This is a genomic window from Flectobacillus rivi, assembly GCF_030056655.1.
Classification (GTDB): Bacteria; Bacteroidota; Bacteroidia; order Cytophagales; family Spirosomataceae; genus Flectobacillus; species Flectobacillus rivi.
This window is the reverse complement of record NZ_JASHIE010000004.1, coordinates 72,309-90,291: the sequence shown is the minus strand read 5'-3', so window position 1 is coordinate 90,291 and position 17,983 is coordinate 72,309. Positions and strand designations below refer to the sequence as shown.

The window sequence follows — 17,983 nt, the reverse complement described above, 5'->3', positions numbered from 1 at the left end:
AAAGCCGTTAGTTTGTCGCTAACGGCTTTTATTTTTATACCATTTTTACATAACTACCTAACCACTTGATGTCGGATTCATGTTTTTTCATGATATGTTGAACATTCTCATCTAAGAAATACCCATCAAATTCCATCAAGAACCAGAAGTTGAATGTTTCACCTTCTTTTACAGGTCTTGATTCAATTTTTACAAGGTTAATACCACGATTTTCAAACTCCTGTAAGAATCTTACCAGTGTTCCTGGCTTACCATCGTCTGGGAGTTTAGCAATAATGGTGGTTTTGTCTTTTTCACTCTTTTGGTTGACAAAATCTTTTCCAATAATAAAAAATCTTGTTCTGTTCTGAGACGAATCTTGAATATTGTCAAACAAGATAGGAACATCAAACAATTTGGCAGCAATATGAGAACAAACCGCGGCAGACTGCTCATCTTGAGAGGCTAATTTGGCCGCTTTTGAAGTTGAATCTACTTGAACGAAGAATTCTTCATCTTTACCATTAAAATACTCATTCAAGAATTTTTCACATTGTCCAAAAGCAATGTCTTTTGAATAAATACGCTTGATGTCAGATAATTTTTCAGATTTGGTAGCAAACGTAAAGTGAACAGGAATAACCACTTCAGCTACAATTTTCAAATCTGTTTCGTTTAGCAAATCAATCGTTTCCTTTACGATACCTTCTAGGTTATTTTCGATAGGAACAACACCGAATCTTGCACGACCTGTATCAACGCTTTCAAAAACAGAGCGGATGCTTGGCAAAGGCAAGTAGTCACTCATAGCGCCAAAGCGGCTTTCGGCTGCTTGGTGAGTAAAGCTTCCTTCAGGACCCAAATAGGCGATACGTTCTGGTAATTCAAGATTACGAGATACTGCAAAAATTTCGAGGTAAATAGCCTCAATCGCAGGGCGAGTCAATAAACCTTGGCTCATTTCTGCAAGACGGTCGATGATTTGTTTCTCACGCTCAGGACGATAAATAACAGTCTGAGTCGTTTTTTTAAGCTCTCCAACATGCTTTACAACTTCCATTCGCTTGTTGAGTATCCCAAGCATTTCATTGTCAAGCTCATCAATCTGTTGTCGTAATTGTTCTAGGGTCATATTATGGTTAACAGGATATTTCTGCGAATGAGCAGGAAAAGAGATCGTTAAATTAGAACTCAACAATTGTTGAGTTCTAACCTATATCTTATGCTGCTGCCTCGGCAGGGTCTTTTTCAATAATGAGATTGTCGATAATAAACCTCTGACGGTCAGGGGTATTTTTACCCATGAAATATGTTAGAATTTTAGGGATGGTTGTATCCTTTTCTAAAATTACAGGTTCTAAACGAATATTATCGCCTATAAATTTACCAAATTCTTCTGGAGAAATCTCACCTAAACCTTTGAAACGTGTAATTTCTGGTTTTGGACCCAATTTTTGAATGGCATTCAGACGCTCTTCGTCAGAATAGCAATAGATCGTTTCTTTTTTATTTCGAACACGGAATAAAGGTGTTTCCAAAATATACAAATGACCATTGCGTACCAAATCTGGGAAAAATTGCAAGAAAAATGTCATCATCAGCAAACGAATGTGCATACCATCTACGTCGGCATCGGTTGCAATAATGATTTTGTTATAACGAAGCCCCTCCAAGCCATCTTCGATATTTAAGGCATGTTGGAGTAGGTTGAATTCTTCGTTTTCGTAAACAATCTTTTTGGTCAAGCCAAAGCAGTTAAGTGGCTTACCTCTCAAACTAAACACTGCTTGAGTTTGCACATTTCTAGATTTGGTAATTGAACCACTAGCTGAGTCACCTTCGGTAATGAACAACATTGAATCATAACGATTATCGGACTTTTCGTTAGATAAATGCACACGACAATCACGTAATTTTTTGTTGTGTAAATTGGCTTTTTTCGCACGTTCATTCGCCAATTTTTTGATACCAGCAATATCTTTACGCTCACGCTCAGATTGCTCAATACGTTTTTTAAGGGCCTCAGCAGTTGTTGGATTTTTGTGCAAAAAGTTATCCAACTCTGTTTTGATAAAATCTCCTACAAAACTTCTAACGGTTTGAGAGCTAGAATCTGGAGACATGGTGATTGACCCTAATTTGGTTTTTGTTTGAGATTCAAAAACTGGTTCTTGAACACGTACAGCTACAGCAGCAACAATACTGGCACGGATATCTTCGGGAGCGTAATCTTTTTTATAGAAATCACGTACTGTACGAACCACTGCTTCACGAAAAGCTTGCAAGTGTGTACCACCTTGAGTGGTGTTCTGACCGTTTACAAACGAATAGTACTCTTCTCCATATTGGTTGCCATGCGTCATAGCAATTTCAATATCATTTCCTTTCAGATGAATGATGGGATAACGATTTTCCTCTTCGTTGGTTTTTTTGCTTAATAAATCAAAAAGACCTTTTTGAGAAAAATACTTCTGTCCATTAAAATTGATAGACAAACCAGCATTCAAATAAGCATAATTCCAGAAAAGATTATCTAAATATTGTGGGATAAAGTGGTAATTTTTGAAGATAGTGTTATCAGGTTCAAAAATTGTTTGTGTACCATTTTTAGCGTTACTTTCTGGTTCGCCATCTGATTCAGAAAGCATTTCTCCTTTGCTAAATTCAGCCCATTTTGTTTTTCCTTCACGAAACGACTGTACTCTAAAAAAACTTGATAGCGCGTTGGTTGCTTTTGTACCGACACCGTTCAAACCTACAGACTTTTGGAAAGCGCCCGAATCATATTTACCACCAGTATTGATTTTAGATACACAGTCGATTACTTTTCCTAGTGGAATACCACGTCCATAATCACGAACCTCTACACGGTGGTCTGAAATTTTCACATCGATGGCTTTTCCATGTCCCATCATGTGCTCATCGATAGAGTTATCGACGATTTCTTTTACTAATACATATATTCCATCGTCGGACGAAGAACCGTCGCCGAGCTTACCAATATACATACCAGGGCGAAGGCGGATATGTTCTTTCCAATCTAGTGACCGAATACTGTCTTCGGTATATTGAACCTCATTATTTGGAATTGTTGACATACTGCTAGAGAAAGAATGGTTTATTGATGTTTCATCAAAACAAGTTAAAAAAATACATATTGGCTATGTTTTTGAGCTGAAATCTAATCGATATGACTCAGAAATATAGTTTTGGATTAAGAAGTTAGCAAATCTACAAAAAAGCATTAAAAATCGTACGCCTATATTAATTTAATTGTCCACTCCCTAATTAATCTGCGTAAGATTGTCGAGATTTAGGCAAAAGTTCATTTACTTTGCAATTTCATTCAAACTTATCTTAATAATAAAAGTACCGTTTTTTGGATTATTTTGAAAAAATCATTCTCAAATCAAACCAAGAACAAAATTAAAAATCATGCTACAACTCAAAAAACCCAGTAATCTTGTTTTGAAGACTATAAAATCACGTCATTCATTTATGTCTGCGGTTAACTTACGCTCTATATCTTTATTGATGATTGCTTTATGGAGTTTGAATTCTTTTGCACAAATCCCTGGCATACCTGCAAATATGTCATTTCCTACATCTGTTGGACGCCCAACCACCACTTCAACTGGTACCAAAAATTCTAGTTCAAGAAAGGTCACTGAAATCGCTGCTGAGAAAAACGAAGTAGATTCTTTGAAAAGAAAGAAAGAATTAGCTTTAAATGAGGTAGATTCTAACATAGTTAATCTAAGAAAGAAAATTTTTGGTTATTCAATCTTTAACAATTCGAAAATAACATTTGATTCTTATGCGCGTATGGCGACCCCAAAAAATTATGTATTGGGTCCAGACGATGAAATTATTATTGATATTAATGGTTATTCTGAAAGCCATGCTACGTTGCCTGTGTCACCTGATGGTAATATTAAGGTTGACCGTGTAGGTAATATTTTTGTTAGTGGATTAACAATTGAAGAAGCAAAGAAAAGGATTGTAAGTAGATTGTCTCAAATTTATGTTGGATTAAAAGCCAGTGGAGGAGCTCCCGCAAATACTACTGCTACTATCTCTCTAGGCAATATTAGAACAATACGTGTAACGGTTATAGGTGAGGTTATTGCTCCTGGTACATATGCTGTTCCATCATTGGCAAAAGTGTTTAATGTCCTATATCAAGCAGGAGGACCTAACGAAAATGGTACATTCCGTGAAATCAAAGTAATTAGGGGTAAAAAGCTAGTAGCTCGTGTGGATTTGTATGATTTATTAACAACTGGAAATTTACGTCAAGATATAGCATTACAAGATCAAGACATTATTCAAGTTACACCATATAAGTCGCGTATTGAAATTGTTGGGAAAGTAAAGAAACCTGCAATTTTTGAGGTTCTACCTGGTGAAAATTTAGAAATGATAATCAATGATTATGCTGGTGGATTTTTACCTGAAGCATATAAGGGCGTGTTGAAAGTTACTAGATTTACTGATAAAGAAAGAAAACTAATAGATCTTAGTGGAGATATACTTGCTTCATTCTTCCCCAAATCAGGTGATTTTATCACAATAGACCAAATTCTCTTCAACAGATACGAGAATGCTATTAATTTGAAAGGCGCTATTTTCCGACCTGGGCGTTATTCATTAAATGATAATCCAACGTTAACTAAGTTGATTAAACGAGCTGATGGTTTTAAAGAGGATGCTTTTCTAGATCGTATTACATTAGTCCGTCTTAAAGATGATTTAACAAAAGAAAATATTGCTATTAATTACCGAGACATTCTATCAGGAGTAATTCCAGATGTTACTCTTAAAAGAGAGGATGAGATTACAGTATACTCTGGGATCGAAATGATGGAAACCTATACAGTAAGGATACAAGGTGAAATTAATTTGATTGCGAGAGAGAAATTAGCAGAAAGGTTTGCTTCTGGATCTACATCAGTGGGAGCGTTACCATCGAATACTGAAACACCTTCTGTTGGGACATTCCCATATGTTAAAAATATGACTGTTGAAGATTTGATTGTTAAAGCTGGTGGGTTAAAGGAATCTGCTGCAACAGGTAGAGTAGAAGTAATTAGAAGAAAAAAGAATATTTGGAAAGATGACCCATCTCAAATTACTCCTACCATTGGCGAGAAATTTCAATTTGGAATTAATCCAGATTTGTCGATAAGCCCTTCAGCATCTAAATTTATATTAGAGCCATTTGACGAGGTATTTGTACGTTCTTCTCCTAATTACGAAAGACAGCAATTTGTATCAATTGAGGGTCAAGTAATTTTTCCAGGAGTTTATGCCTTGGAGAGAAAAGACGAAAAATTATATGATGTTGTCAAACGTGCTGGGGGGCTAAATGCTCAAGCATACCCAGCCGGTGCTACTTTGATTAGAAAGGTAAGACTTACAGATCAAGAGGTAGAAAGAAAGTCAAAACAGCTACAAGAATTAAATGATAATAATACTGATGCAACTTTAAGAGTAGAACCTGTCAAGCAAGTTTATGAAGAATCTATTGGGATAGACCTAGTAGATGTGTTGTCTGATGAAAGTTCAAAATCGAATTTATTGTTACAAGATGGTGATATTATTAGAATCCCTAAAGAACCTCAAACAGTAAGAATGCAAGGTGAAATCCTATATCCTACTTCTACGAGATTTATAGGCGGAGCATCTTTTAAACACTATATTTCAGAAGCAGGTGGATTCACATCACTTTCTGCACGTAAACGTTCTTACGTGATTTATGCAAATGGTTCTGTCGATAGAACACGAAAGTTGTTAGGGATAATTAATATTTATCCTAAAGTTAACCCAGGCGCAGAAATTGTAGTTCCTAGAATCAATCAAAAGCAGCTTGTTACCCAACAATTGTTGAGTACTATTTCAACAATTACTGCTTCATTATCTGGAATAACTACCATTGTTTTATTAATCCGAACAATCCAATAATTTTTTAAATCTTAGCATTTATAAGAAGAGATATATGTCCCAAATTCAAAATGTATTACCAGAGGATCAATTTTCTTTTGAAGATATAGTAAGAAAAATCATAGTTTTTAAAGATTTAATTGTAGCCAATTGGAAGATTGTTTTAGCCTTAACATTGTTAGGTTTAACAATTGGATATACAATAGACCTTCTAACGAAGAAGCCACAAACTTATACCTCTAAGATTCTATTTAACATGGACAATGGAACAAGTGGTGGTGGTGGACTTTCAGATTTGGCAAGTGCTTTCGGTATTGGTGGAGGAGCTAGTCCTAGTAGTAGCCTATTTAGTGGAGAAAATTTCTTTGAATTATTGAAAACTAAAAATATCTATAATAGAGCAATACTCTCTAAAGTTGAAGTCAATGGAAAGTCTGTTATTTTTGGTAACTTTTTGATTGAAAAATCAGGAGGTTTACAAGATGAGTGGAAAGATAATGAAGAGATGAAGCGTTTTCGATTTAGAGAAACTAATTACGAAAAGCTCACAGCTAATGAGCGTTCTAAAATCAGAATGTTACAAGCATTTTTAGAACCTCTAACATCAATATCTAATGATAATAAGAAATCCTCTTTGATGACAATGGCTGCGACAACTCGAAATGATACTTTGTCCCATGTTTGGACAAATTTATTTTTGAAAACAGTAACCGACTTTTATATTGAAACAAAGACGAAGAAAACACGTGAGTTGTTAGGTATTATGGAACGCCGTGTAGACTCGTTGAAAAGCCAGTTATATGGTACTCAAAGAAGATATGCACAGGTTGTTGACCAAAATCAGCAAGTGATTATGCAGCAAGGGATGATTGAACAACAGAGATTAAATACTAATTCTGCACAATTGCAAGGAATGTACCAAGAAGCTGTTAGAAATCTTGACAACCTGAGATTTTCGATGGTGAAAGAATCTCCTCTGTTTACAAGAATCGATGATTCAGAATTGCCAATTGGAGCCGATGTTACTCTCAAAGGAAAAGGAGTGAAGCTTGGAGGAACCATTGGTTTAGTATTAGCGCTATTATTTGTTGCTGGTCGCGACGTAATTCAAAAGTTAAAAGATAAGAAAAAAATAAATAGTTAATTAGACAATGCAAGAAACAGTCATTGAGGCAGGAAGGTCTGAAAAGCATTATTGGGCTGACATTATTAGATTTAGAGAGTTGCTATGGATTTTAGCAGTTCGTGATATAACAGTACGATACAAACAAACTATGATTGGAGTGGCATGGGCAGTTGTCAGGCCAATTATGACGGTATTGGTATTTGTATTTGCTTTTCATAAGGTTGCCAAAATTGAAGATACTTCAGGCGTTGATTTTAAAATTATCGTATTCACTGGGGTAATTTTTTGGAACTTTTTTGCTACTGCTTTTCAGCAAGTAAGTAATAGTATTACAGGTAATGCCAATCTCGTTTCGAAGGTATATTTCCCACGATTGCTAATGCCTTTAAGCTCAGTGGCAGTTCCATTGTTGGACTTTTTTGTAGGTTTTATTGTATTAGTGCCGTTTTTGATTTATAGCGGTATTTCGGTAGACTATCACTTGTTTTTTGTGCCAGTGTTTCTATTTTTTGCCTTTATGGCAGCACTAAGTTTGGGGATTATTTTTGCTTCTCTTAATGTTCAATATCGTGATTTTCAACAAATTGTTCCATTGATTGTTCAATATGGTTTCTTTATTTGTCCTGTAGCATATTCTACTTCCTCTATAAAAGAACTATCTTGGTATCCTTTCTATACTTGGTTGAATCCATTAGCTGGTATTATTGAAGGTTTCCGTTGGTGTTTGATTCCAAACTATCCATATTTTACATGGGATAGCTTTTTGCCAACCATTATTTTTGTTTGTCTAACCACAATTATTGCGATTATTTTCTTTAGAAAAAGAGAAAACTCGTTTGTTGATTACATTTAAAATATTGAAGTAGAATGACTGTTATTGAGGCACAAAACGTTAGTAAGAGATACATCATCGATCACAAAAAAGGTAATGCAAAGTCAGATACCTTTCGTGAGGTGATTACCAATACGTTTAGAAATATGTTTACTAAAGGGGAGGAAGACGAAGTTGAACATGAAGACTTCTGGGCCCTTAAAGATGTAAGTTTTAAAATAGAGCAAGGTGATAGAGTTGGGGTAGTAGGCTCAAATGGTGCTGGAAAATCAACACTTTTGAAAGTATTAAGCCGTATTACTGAACCTACTCAAGGCAAGATCACCATCAAAGGTCGTGTTGCCAGTTTATTGGAGGTTGGTACAGGCTTTCACCCTGAATTGTCAGGTCGTGAAAATATCTTTTTGAATGGTGCTATTCTTGGCATGAAGCGTGATGAAATCAAGAAGCATTTTGATGCAATCGTTGATTTTGCAGGTGTTGAAAAATTTCTTGACACTCCTGTAAAACGTTATTCGTCAGGGATGTACGTTCGATTAGGTTTTGCTATTTCTGCGCACTTGGAGCCTGAAATCATGATTGTTGATGAGGTGTTGGCAGTAGGGGATGCAGACTTCCAGCGTAAATGTCTTGGCAAAATGAAGGATGCCTCGACTTCGGGACGTACTATTTTATTTGTAAGTCATAACCTAACAGCAGTACAAGGTCTGTGTAATAAAGCTATGTACATGCAAAAAGGACAATTGATTCAAATGGGAGAGACTAATCTCATTATGTCAAACTATTTGAGTCAAATTCAAAAAACAGATTTACAAGTTTCTTATACTAATCAGAATGAAGCGCCAGGCAACGACCGAGTTCGTTTGAAAAGTGTTAAACTTGTACCTAATTATTTGGATAACCAAAACCATTTGGATGTTCGTACTTCATTCAAAATCCAAATTGAGTTTTGGAATTACATGGATCAAGCCAACTTGAATATTAGTCTCCATGTGAATTCGTTGACAGGTGAATGTATTTTTAATATTGGTACACCTTCTATCAAATTTGAAAAAGGTATTATCTCCGCAGAATGTGAAATTCCTAGTGATTTCTTAAATGATGGTTCTTATTCACTCTCTTTTATGATTGTGAAAGACACTGCCTCTGTGATTTATAATTTTGAAGAAGCGTTGATTTTCGAGATTGAGGACTATCGTGAAGGAACAGTGTGGTATGGTAAATGGCCAGGATATGTACGTCCGAAAATTGAGTTTCCAATTATGCAGTTGGAATACGAAAACGCTATTTAATATTGAATTAACTAAAGCTTTCTGCTTTTTGCTAGAAAAGAGAAACTTCGAAATTGAAACTTATATCCAGATTACGCTAAATGATTAATGTAACTAAAACATATTTACCTCCTTATGAGGAATATGAAGCCTACCTAAAGGGCATTTGGGAGCGAAATCAACTCACGAACAATGGCCCGCTAGTACGTGAATTAGAACAAAAAATTAAGGATTATTTAGGCGTAAAGCATTGCTTGTTTGTATCAAATGGTACTATTGCTATTCAGTTAGCACTTAAAGTATTAGGAGTAACCAAAGAAGTTATTACTACACCATTTTCTTACTGTGCAACTTCCCATTCGGTAGTTTGGGAGGGCTGTACCCCTGTTTTTGCCGATATTCTGCGTTCAGATTTGTGTATTGATCCACAAAAGGTTGAAGCTGCGATTACCGAAAATACACAAGCAATTTTAGCTACTCACGTATATGGCAATCCTTGTGAAGTTTATGAGTTGCAGAAAATAGCTGACAAACATAATGTTAAGCTTATTTACGATGCAGCGCATGCTTTCGGAGCGTCCGTAGATGATAAATCACTTCTTTCTTTTGGTGATATTAGCACTTGTAGTTTTCATGCTACGAAAGTATTTCATACGGTTGAGGGCGGAGCAGTGATTACCAATAATGACGAATATGCTTGGCTTTTAGATAGATATAGAAGCTTTGGACATATTGGCGACGATTATCTTACGATTGGAATTAATGGGAAAAACTCGGAGTTCCATGCTGCTATGGGCTTGGTAAATCTTCCTAAAGTGCCAGAAATTATTGCCGCTCGTAAGGCAATTTTCGATATATATGATCAGGAATTAAACTGGGATAAGCTTGGTCGACCAGAGCTTTCACTAAACACAGTGAAAAATTATGCGTATTATCCTGTTTTCTTCGAATCTGAAGCAGCTTTGCTGAAGGTAAGAGATGCTTTGTCTGAAAATCAGATTATGCCTCGTCGTTACTTTTATCCATCATTGAGTACACTCAAATTCGTAACAGAAGAAAGTACTTGTCCTATTTCCGACGATTTTGCCTTAAGAGCTTTGGCTTTGCCATTATATTATGATTTGGCGCATGAAGATGTGTATAGAATTGCACGTATCGTAAACGAAAATCTCTAATACTTCTATTGACTAAAATTTTTGATATGAATTTTATCTATCCAATCCTGTTTGCCAGTTTTATAGGCTTTGTGTTGAGAATAGCCTCTAGGGTTTGCATGAAATCTTTGGTGGATATTGTACTTACGGCATACATTACGTTTTGTGGTAGTGTTATTTTGACAGGATTTGCGCTTTCTGAAATAGGTAAAATCGATGATCGTCGCTTTTGGGCATTGTCAGTTTTTATCCCAGCTTTTGTATTCTACGTACAATTCACCAAATTATTTGGTCGAGATCAACGTGAACGGTTTACATTTTTTGAACTAATCGGAAGTCGAACTCAACTGGTTTGGAATTGGTTTGGAAACCTTCCAGTGTGGTTAAAATGGTCTTTTGGACTACTTTTTGGCGCATTTATTATTACAGAAATCACCAATCTTTTCCTGATTTTTTATACTGTTCCAAACGAGTGGGATAGCATGACTGGGCATTTGAACCGGTTGATGTATTATATGCGTCATGGTTCTATGGCTCATTTTGGAGGAACAAACTGGAATATTGATACGTATCCTCGTAGTGTTTGTACGATTCAAATCTACAATTATCTCATGAGTGGTCGTATTGAAAATTGGTTTAAGGTGATTCACCATACCGCATATATCATTATTGGTTTTGGCGTATTTGGTATTGCCGAAAGATTAACCAAAAATTTTACGGCGAGTGTTTTTGCTGCTTTAGTAATGTGGTTATTGCCCGATGTCATGATACAGTCAATTTCAACCGAAACCGATATCGTGTTAGGTTCGTATTTGGCTTGTTTGGTGTATTTTCTTTTTACTTACAGAGAAAAACATTGGAGACGCTATTTATATCTTGCAGGATTGACTTTCGGAATAGCTTTAGGACATAAGATTACTTTCGTTTTTTCTTTCCCTCCGCTGTTTTTGATTATTATTTATACAGTTTTTGGCGAAGATTTAAGAGCGAAATTTATTGATAAACTCGGTGATTCTTACCAACATTTCTGGTCAAGAACCTTTGGTAGATTGACTCACTTAGTTGTTGGCTTAACCGTTGGGATTGTACTGTTTACTTTACCAACAGGTTATTTGAGAAATATCCAATTGTTTGGTCACCCGATTGGACCACCTACTGCATTAAAACACCAATCTGTGGAACGTGCAGGAACATTGAAAAACCTTATCAAACAAGGCTCTCGTAATGTTGTGAGATATTCGATTGATATGGTGAATTTGGATGGATTGAGAAATGTTGAACAATTTGAAACAGTCAATCAATTAATAAGAAAACCTATCGAGAAAGTTGAGAAAAAGCTTCATCTTCGCCTCGAAGAAGAAACGGACTTTACCATTAACCCTTTTTCGTATAATGTAAGGTTTGAATTTTTTAATGCAAACCCTCACTGGGGAATATTTGGCTTTGCCATTGTTTTACCGCTGGTGGTATTGGTGTTGATTGGTTTCATTCGTAGAGGAATTGCGTTTTATGTACTGGCAGTTGCCTTTTGTTTGCATTTCGCGGCATTGAGTTTTACGGCACCTTACGACGCATGGAAAGGTCGTTATATGATTAGTACTGCCGTGTATGCGGTTCCATTGGTGACATTGTTATTTCATGAAGGCAATAAATGGAGGTTACAAAGCGGGTCGTTTATACTATTGAAATTCTATACTGCAATTGTTATATTAGTGGCATCAGCATCAGCCATTTTGGTTGTGTATTTGAATGAACGTTGTTTGCCAATTGCAGCCTTGGGGCGTCCTTCTGCTTTTGATACTGATAGAATTGACCTTCAAACATGGGCTCGTCCTGACATAACGCCTGCCTATCATAAGTTTGACGAGTTGGTACCTCAAGATGCCACCGTTGCGCTGGCTACTATTAACGATGACTTTGAGTATCCATTATGGGGCAAAAAATTGACCCGTACTTTGATCGTTATAAATCCTTTCGAAAAAGGTGTTCAACCAATTCCGAAGGAAGCACAATATTTATTCTTCGCCAAAAAGGTCATTAAACCTCAGCCTGGGGATATTCGATTGGGAACAGATACGACCATGAAGAATATGATTACTAGAGGAGAAGATTATTATTTAAGAAAGTTAAAATAAAGTTCTTCGGTTGTTGGAGAAGCTTACGATATGAAACTAGCGATTATGCAACCCTATATTTTTCCATATATAGGGTATTTCCAATTGATTAAAGCAGTAGATAAATTTGTCATTTATGATGATGTAAATTTTATCAACAGAGGCTGGATTAATCGCAATAGAATTCTGGTAAATGGCAAGGATAGTCTTTTTACTATTCCCTTGAAAGAAGCAAGTCAGAATAAGTTAATCAATGAAATAGAAGTAAATTGGGATGATGCTTGGAAATCAAAATGGTTAAAAACGCTGGAACAGAGTTATAAAAAAGCACCATATTTTCAGCAGGTTAGACCTATCATAGAGCAAACGTTAGAACAAGAAAAAACAATTTTTTCTGAAATTATTGTTGAAAATCTAAAGCTTATCAATGTTTATTTGGGCATCACAACGGAGATAATTTCTAGCTCTTCAATCTACCAAAATACGGAATTGAAAGCACAGACTCGTATCGTAGATATATGTCTACAAGAAAAGGCTAATCATTATATCAACCCAATTGGTGGTATAGAGTTGTACCAAAGAGAAGTGTTTGAAAAACAGGGAATGCAATTGAATTTTATTAAAAGTAAACCCGTTCAATATCCGCAATTAAAGAATGATTTTGTCCCTTGGTTATCCATTATTGATGTTTTGATGTTCAATTCTGTCGAGCAAATACAAACATTTTTAGATTCGTATGAATTGGTATAACTGCTAAGGTAAAAATCTATATGAATTTACACTAACCAGACTGGTTGAGCTTTTTTGACCTAATAAACTAAACGAACTATGGCAAAAGTTGTTGTTTTTGGAACAGAGCTGGTGGCCGAACTCGCCCACTATTATTTGACTACTGATACAGACCATGAAATTGTGGCCTTTACCGTAAATCAAGAGTATATTAAAGAGCCAACCTTTTGTGGCTTGCCAGTAGTACCTTTCGAAGAGGTAACGACTTTGTATCCGACTAACGAATACAAGTTTTTTGCGCCACTGTCAGAAAGAAAAATGAACCAAGTTCGTGCCAAGGTTTATCAAGAAGCTAAAGATTTAGGATATGAATTTATATCGTATATCAGCTCAAGAGCTACAGTACTGACAGACAAAATTGGCGAAAACTGCTTTATTCTCGAAGACAATACTATCCAACCTTTTGTGACAATTGGTAACAATGTCGTGCTTTGGAGCGGTAACCATATTGGGCATCATGGCACAATTAAAGACCATGTGTATTTTACCTCTCATGTGGTACTTTCGGGTCGTTGTGTGGTTGAGCCTTATTGCTTTTTTGGAGTAAACGCTACCATTCGCGATGGAGTACATATCGCAGAAGGAACGTTGTTTGCTATGGGAACTAACTTCACAGGAAAGAAAACAGAGCCTTGGAGTATTTATAAAGGCAATCCTGCTGAAAAAGCAAAAATTTCTAGTAAAGACATTAATTTATAATTCATATCACGAAAAATTCGTGCAACGCAATGAGTAACTACGAACAAAAATTTATTTGCCCTAAAACTAAAACAGCTTTGGTTTTGGCAGAAGACGGCAATACATTACATAATACTTCGACAGAAGAACCCATTTCTTATGAAATCAACGACATCGTTGATTTGACATACCCTAAGGAATTATTTGAGCAAGATCGTAAAGAACAATTAGCCTACAATGATGCTTATCAGCGTTATGATCGTGGAGTGACTTGGGTTTTTGAGTCATTGAATTCTGACGAAGCGACTGTTCGCCAAAAAATGACGAACCTTCTTGGTCTAAAGCTTGGAATGAAAGTATTGGAAGTGGGTGCTGGTACAGGCAAAGATTCTGAGTTGATTATCAAGGCCATTGCACCTGGAGGTCAAGCATTTTTGTCGGATTTGTCTCCAAATATGTTACGTTTAGCAAAACAACGTCTTCAACCAGAAGGAGTAGATGTAAATTATTTTATTGCCAACGGTACATATTTGCCTTTCGAAGACAATACTTTTGATGCAGTTTTCCACTTTGGAGGTATCAATACCTTCTCAGAGCGTAAAGAGGCGTTCGAAGAGTTTAATCGTGTGGTAAAAGTTGGCGGCCGTGTAGTAGTAGGTGACGAAAGCGTTGCGCCATGGTTGCGTGATCAATCAAGTTACCAAACGTTGATGTCTGCCAACCCAATGTTTGCAGATCAAGTACCTTTGGAAGACCTTCCTAAAAATATTGATAATTTTGAGTTACATTGGATTTTTGGTTTTGGATATTACGTATTGGCGTTTGAGAAAACTGACAAAACTCCAGAAGTAAATGTAAATCTTCAAATTCCAGGAAAAGATTTTGAAGATAACTGGAGAATTCGTGCAGAGAGAAACGCACAAAAGAAAGCGTAAAAAAGTGTTGAGTTTAGAGTTGGAGTTTGGAATTTTATTGGATAAAATTTTGAGTTCACAACTCTCCGTTTATCATTCAAAATCAAAGTACTATGTGGGTTAAAAAAGGAGTAGTTTATAAACCAGACGGTTCATTGGCGCATAGTCAATCGCACGCTCAAGTGCCATTTGCATACAAACACGAAGATTTTTTAAGAATATATTTCTCAACTAGAGATTCACAAGGTCAATCACGTCCTACATTTATCGATGTTGAATATGATGACCCAACTCAGATTCGCTATATCCACGATAAGCCTATCTTAGAACTGGGTGGCCCTGGCGAATACGACGAAACAGGAGCTATGCCTTCTTGGTTTGTCGATATGCCTAATGGCGATATTTGGTTGTATTATACAGGTTGGAACCGTACGCATAACTCTTATCGCTTGTCGATGGGCTTGGCGATAAGTCATGACGGAGGATTGTCATTCAAGAAAATGTTTCGTGGACCAATCATGGATCGTTCGATTCATAATCCAATCTGGGCAGCTCAGCCTTCGGTAATGTATGATAATGGGGTTTGGAGAATGTGGCATATTTCAGGTCAAAAATGTGAGTATATTCACGGGTATCCAGAACCGTTCTACGACTGTCGTTATGCAGAATCAAAAGATGGTATTCACTGGACTTCGACAGGCGATGTAGTACTGGCTTTTGACGATTTTCTACATGCAGTAGGTCGCCCGAGTGTGTTCAAGGAAGATGGTATTTACAAAATGTATTACTCATATCGTCATACGGTTGACTATCGTACGAATCGTGATCAAAGTTACCGAATGGGCTATGCAGAGTCGTTAGATGGTATCAAATGGGAGCGTAAAGATAATTTAGTGGGTATTGCAAAATCTGAAAATCCAGCAGATTTTGACTATAACATGATAAATTATGCGCACTATTATGAACATAATGACAAAAAATATTTGTTGTACAATGGCAATGGCTTTGGTGCATCAGGTTTTGCCTATGCAGTTTCAGAAAAATAGTCACTCAGGCTTTTGATATTTGTCATAAAAATCCCAAATCCTGTACTATAATTTTGAGCCATTGTTGAACCCATTGCTAAGCAATTAGCCAAACATTTCACAAAGCTATGGCAGCCTCAAAAGAACAATTCAATAAAGACGGATTTTTGATTTTGAAAAACTTCTTTTCAAAAGAAGAAATCAATAAAATTTATACAGAAGCAAGACAGCTTTTTGCGATTCAAATCAAGCGTGTTGTAGGTATCGATGTGGATATTAATGACCGTGATACTTTCGAAAAAGCGATGTTTGATTATTTTCAGGCCGATTTCACTTCTTTTGTCAATACAGGTAAGCAAGTACAACACTTGATTTCGATGCACCGTCTGGGTACAGACGAGCGTATTGTAAACCTATTGAAAGAAATTGGGTACGAGTTTCCGACCATTGCTGTTCGTCCTGCGATGCAATTCAATAGCCGATATCTATCAAAAGGTGGTAGTCACTGGAAATTGGGCGCTCATCAAGACTGGCGTACAGGTCAAGGATCTTTAGACAGCGTAGTTTTGTGGTTCCCATTAGTCGATTGCGATGCAGATTTAGGCGCTTTACAAATCATTCCTGCAAGTCATACGGTTGGTTTGTTACAAGCTGATACTTCTGGCTATACAGGTTCTATTCAAGACGCATTACCTGAAGAAGATTATGTACAAACTTCCTTTGAAGTAGGCGACTTGTTGATTTTCTCAGCATTCTTGGTACACCGTTCTGGCGACAATATCACACAAAATATTCGCTGGTCGATCCAATTGCGTTACAACAATATGGCTGAGCCAACTTTCCAAGAAAGAGGATTTCCAATGCCATATATTTACAAACCTGAAGAAAATTTGGTAACGCCAGATTTTCCTAAGAAAGAACAATTAGAGCAACTTTTTGCCTAACAATATTCCTTGTATCTTTGCAGACCTGTGAGCATCCCTCACAGGTCTTTTGTTTTTGAACAAAAGGTTTTATCGATTATTCTTTCCACTTAAGTAATAGAAATTAAATCAGTACTAGTTTTCGAAGAAGTTAATGTATTTTCTTCTTTTCTAGATACTGCTACCTAATACCCATTTCAATGATTAAAGTAAGCGTAATTGTCCATACATATAAGCACGAAAATTACATACGTCAAACGCTCGATAGTATTGTTAATCAGCAAGTCAATTTTGAGTACGAAGTAATTGTCGGCGATGACGCATCGCCCGATAGCACTCCTGATATTATTAGAGAATATCAGCAAAAATATCCTCACTTAATCAAGCCATTGTTACATTCTGTAAACTTGGGTGGTTTTGGAAAAAACAATACAATGGCAACGCTTGCTGAAGCAAAAGGGCAGTATATTGCACCAATGGATGGCGATGATTATTGGACAAGTCCTCATAAATTACAAAAACAGGTTGATTTTTTGGATGCTAATCCTGACTTTGTCGCTTGTTTTCATAATGCTTTAATTCATTTTGAGGATGGTTCTCATCCAGATGAATATGTCAATACGCCTGATCAGAAGGTTGTTACAACGCTTGATGATTTAGTAGGCGAAGACGAGGTTTGGTATATGGCAACCTCGGCGGTGATGTTTCGTCATGGAATCATGAAAACTTACCCTCAGTGGTTTCATGAGTCTAAAAGTGGCGATATCCCAAGATATATTTTGCTCGGAAAACATGGTAAATTTTACTATATGAACGATGTCATGTCTGTTTATCGTAAAAATGGCGGAGGTATGAGTTTTACAGATGGTAAGCAGGATGCAGAATTTTTGTTCAACCGTATTGGTATGTATAAGGGTATTGATCAAGAATTAGACTATCGTTTTCATACAAGAGTACGCAAGAATATTGCTAGGTATTACTTGATGTTGGCGAATTCAATTCAATATGGTAACAACCCTATTTTATCATGTTACTACGCGTTGAAGTCACTGGTTCTTTCTAGACCAAATAAACCAGAGCATTTGAAAAAGGTAATGATGAGCTATGTGATTCCTCATAGCATCATGGGTATATATGCCAATATAAAATGGCAACTGATGAAAATAGTAGGAAAAGCTAATTAAATTTAATTATTTTCTCTTTTAAAAAAGGCTAGAAATCACCTCTATCGTGAT

14 protein-coding genes are annotated in these 17,983 nt (G+C 36.3%); 12 read left to right on the top strand and 2 right to left on the bottom strand.

Annotation, left to right across the window (positions count from 1 at the left end; all coding sequences use genetic code 11):
• Positions 1-34: 34 nt before the first annotated feature.
• Together pheA and QM481_RS06540 are read right to left on the bottom strand one after the other, a co-directional pair.
• Complete coding sequence (gene pheA, locus QM481_RS06545; RefSeq protein WP_283381141.1) at positions 35-1,111, bottom strand: prephenate dehydratase; 1,077 nt, start codon at positions 1,109-1,111, stop codon at positions 35-37.
• A gap of 88 nt (positions 1,112-1,199) precedes the next feature.
• Positions 1,200-3,077: a DNA topoisomerase IV subunit B gene (locus QM481_RS06540; RefSeq protein WP_205690885.1), complete on the bottom strand. Its 1,878-nt coding sequence runs from the start codon at positions 3,075-3,077 to the stop codon at positions 1,200-1,202.
• A gap of 337 nt (positions 3,078-3,414) precedes the next feature.
• Between QM481_RS06540 and QM481_RS06535 the strand changes: the two genes are divergently transcribed.
• The 12 genes from QM481_RS06535 to QM481_RS06480 all read left to right on the top strand — a co-directional run bounded on the left by QM481_RS06535 (position 3,415) and on the right by QM481_RS06480 (position 17,932).
• Positions 3,415-5,943, top strand: coding sequence for a polysaccharide biosynthesis/export family protein (locus QM481_RS06535; protein ID WP_283381140.1), 2,529 nt, complete (start codon positions 3,415-3,417; stop codon positions 5,941-5,943).
• A 34-nt stretch (positions 5,944-5,977) separates the two neighbouring features.
• Positions 5,978-7,066, top strand: coding sequence for a hypothetical protein (locus QM481_RS06530; RefSeq protein ID WP_283381139.1), 1,089 nt, complete (start codon positions 5,978-5,980; stop codon positions 7,064-7,066).
• Between the two features lie 7 nt (positions 7,067-7,073).
• Complete coding sequence (locus QM481_RS06525; protein ID WP_166551507.1) at positions 7,074-7,901, top strand: ABC transporter permease; 828 nt, start codon at positions 7,074-7,076, stop codon at positions 7,899-7,901.
• Between the two features lie 14 nt (positions 7,902-7,915).
• Positions 7,916-9,172, top strand: coding sequence for an ABC transporter ATP-binding protein (locus tag QM481_RS06520; RefSeq protein ID WP_283381138.1), 1,257 nt, complete (start codon positions 7,916-7,918; stop codon positions 9,170-9,172).
• An 80-nt stretch (positions 9,173-9,252) separates the two neighbouring features.
• A complete protein-coding gene (locus QM481_RS06515; RefSeq protein ID WP_283381137.1) occupies positions 9,253-10,326 on the top strand; it encodes a DegT/DnrJ/EryC1/StrS family aminotransferase in 1,074 nt (357 codons plus the stop codon).
• Positions 10,327-10,352: 26 nt separating this feature from the next.
• Entirely contained in the window at positions 10,353-12,440 is a 2,088-nt protein-coding gene (locus QM481_RS06510) for a glycosyltransferase family 39 protein (RefSeq protein WP_283381136.1), read from the top strand.
• A gap of 30 nt (positions 12,441-12,470) precedes the next feature.
• Entirely contained in the window at positions 12,471-13,169 is a 699-nt protein-coding gene (locus QM481_RS06505) for a WbqC family protein (protein WP_283381135.1), read from the top strand.
• Positions 13,170-13,247: 78 nt separating this feature from the next.
• Positions 13,248-13,907 carry an acetyltransferase gene (locus QM481_RS06500; protein ID WP_095163074.1) on the top strand — a complete coding sequence of 220 codons (660 nt, stop codon included), beginning with the start codon at positions 13,248-13,250 and terminating at the stop codon, positions 13,905-13,907.
• A gap of 29 nt (positions 13,908-13,936) precedes the next feature.
• On the top strand, positions 13,937-14,821 hold the full coding sequence (locus tag QM481_RS06495) for a class I SAM-dependent methyltransferase (protein WP_283381134.1): 885 nt from the start codon (positions 13,937-13,939) through the stop codon (positions 14,819-14,821).
• 92 nt (positions 14,822-14,913) lie between these two features.
• Positions 14,914-15,846, top strand: a complete 933-nt coding sequence (locus tag QM481_RS06490; protein ID WP_166551501.1) for a glycoside hydrolase family protein — start codon at positions 14,914-14,916, stop codon at positions 15,844-15,846.
• Positions 15,847-15,953: 107 nt separating this feature from the next.
• Positions 15,954-16,769: a phytanoyl-CoA dioxygenase family protein gene (locus QM481_RS06485; RefSeq protein ID WP_283326666.1), complete on the top strand. Its 816-nt coding sequence runs from the start codon at positions 15,954-15,956 to the stop codon at positions 16,767-16,769.
• Between the two features lie 179 nt (positions 16,770-16,948).
• Positions 16,949-17,932, top strand: coding sequence for a glycosyltransferase family 2 protein (locus QM481_RS06480; RefSeq protein ID WP_283381133.1), 984 nt, complete (start codon positions 16,949-16,951; stop codon positions 17,930-17,932).
• Positions 17,933-17,983 lie beyond the last annotated feature (51 nt).

Coding starts and splice junctions, on each gene's coding strand:
- pheA (WP_283381141.1), bottom strand. CDS start 1,111: ATGACCCTAGAACAATTACGACAACAGATTGATGAGCTTGACAATGAA.
- QM481_RS06540 (WP_205690885.1), bottom strand. CDS start 3,077: ATGTCAACAATTCCAAATAATGAGGTTCAATATACCGAAGACAGTATT.
- QM481_RS06535 (WP_283381140.1), top strand. CDS start 3,415: ATGCTACAACTCAAAAAACCCAGTAATCTTGTTTTGAAGACTATAAAA.
- QM481_RS06530 (WP_283381139.1), top strand. CDS start 5,978: ATGTCCCAAATTCAAAATGTATTACCAGAGGATCAATTTTCTTTTGAA.
- QM481_RS06525 (WP_166551507.1), top strand. CDS start 7,074: ATGCAAGAAACAGTCATTGAGGCAGGAAGGTCTGAAAAGCATTATTGG.
- QM481_RS06520 (WP_283381138.1), top strand. CDS start 7,916: ATGACTGTTATTGAGGCACAAAACGTTAGTAAGAGATACATCATCGAT.
- QM481_RS06515 (WP_283381137.1), top strand. CDS start 9,253: ATGATTAATGTAACTAAAACATATTTACCTCCTTATGAGGAATATGAA.
- QM481_RS06510 (WP_283381136.1), top strand. CDS start 10,353: ATGAATTTTATCTATCCAATCCTGTTTGCCAGTTTTATAGGCTTTGTG.
- QM481_RS06505 (WP_283381135.1), top strand. CDS start 12,471: ATGAAACTAGCGATTATGCAACCCTATATTTTTCCATATATAGGGTAT.
- QM481_RS06500 (WP_095163074.1), top strand. CDS start 13,248: ATGGCAAAAGTTGTTGTTTTTGGAACAGAGCTGGTGGCCGAACTCGCC.
- QM481_RS06495 (WP_283381134.1), top strand. CDS start 13,937: ATGAGTAACTACGAACAAAAATTTATTTGCCCTAAAACTAAAACAGCT.
- QM481_RS06490 (WP_166551501.1), top strand. CDS start 14,914: ATGTGGGTTAAAAAAGGAGTAGTTTATAAACCAGACGGTTCATTGGCG.
- QM481_RS06485 (WP_283326666.1), top strand. CDS start 15,954: ATGGCAGCCTCAAAAGAACAATTCAATAAAGACGGATTTTTGATTTTG.
- QM481_RS06480 (WP_283381133.1), top strand. CDS start 16,949: ATGATTAAAGTAAGCGTAATTGTCCATACATATAAGCACGAAAATTAC.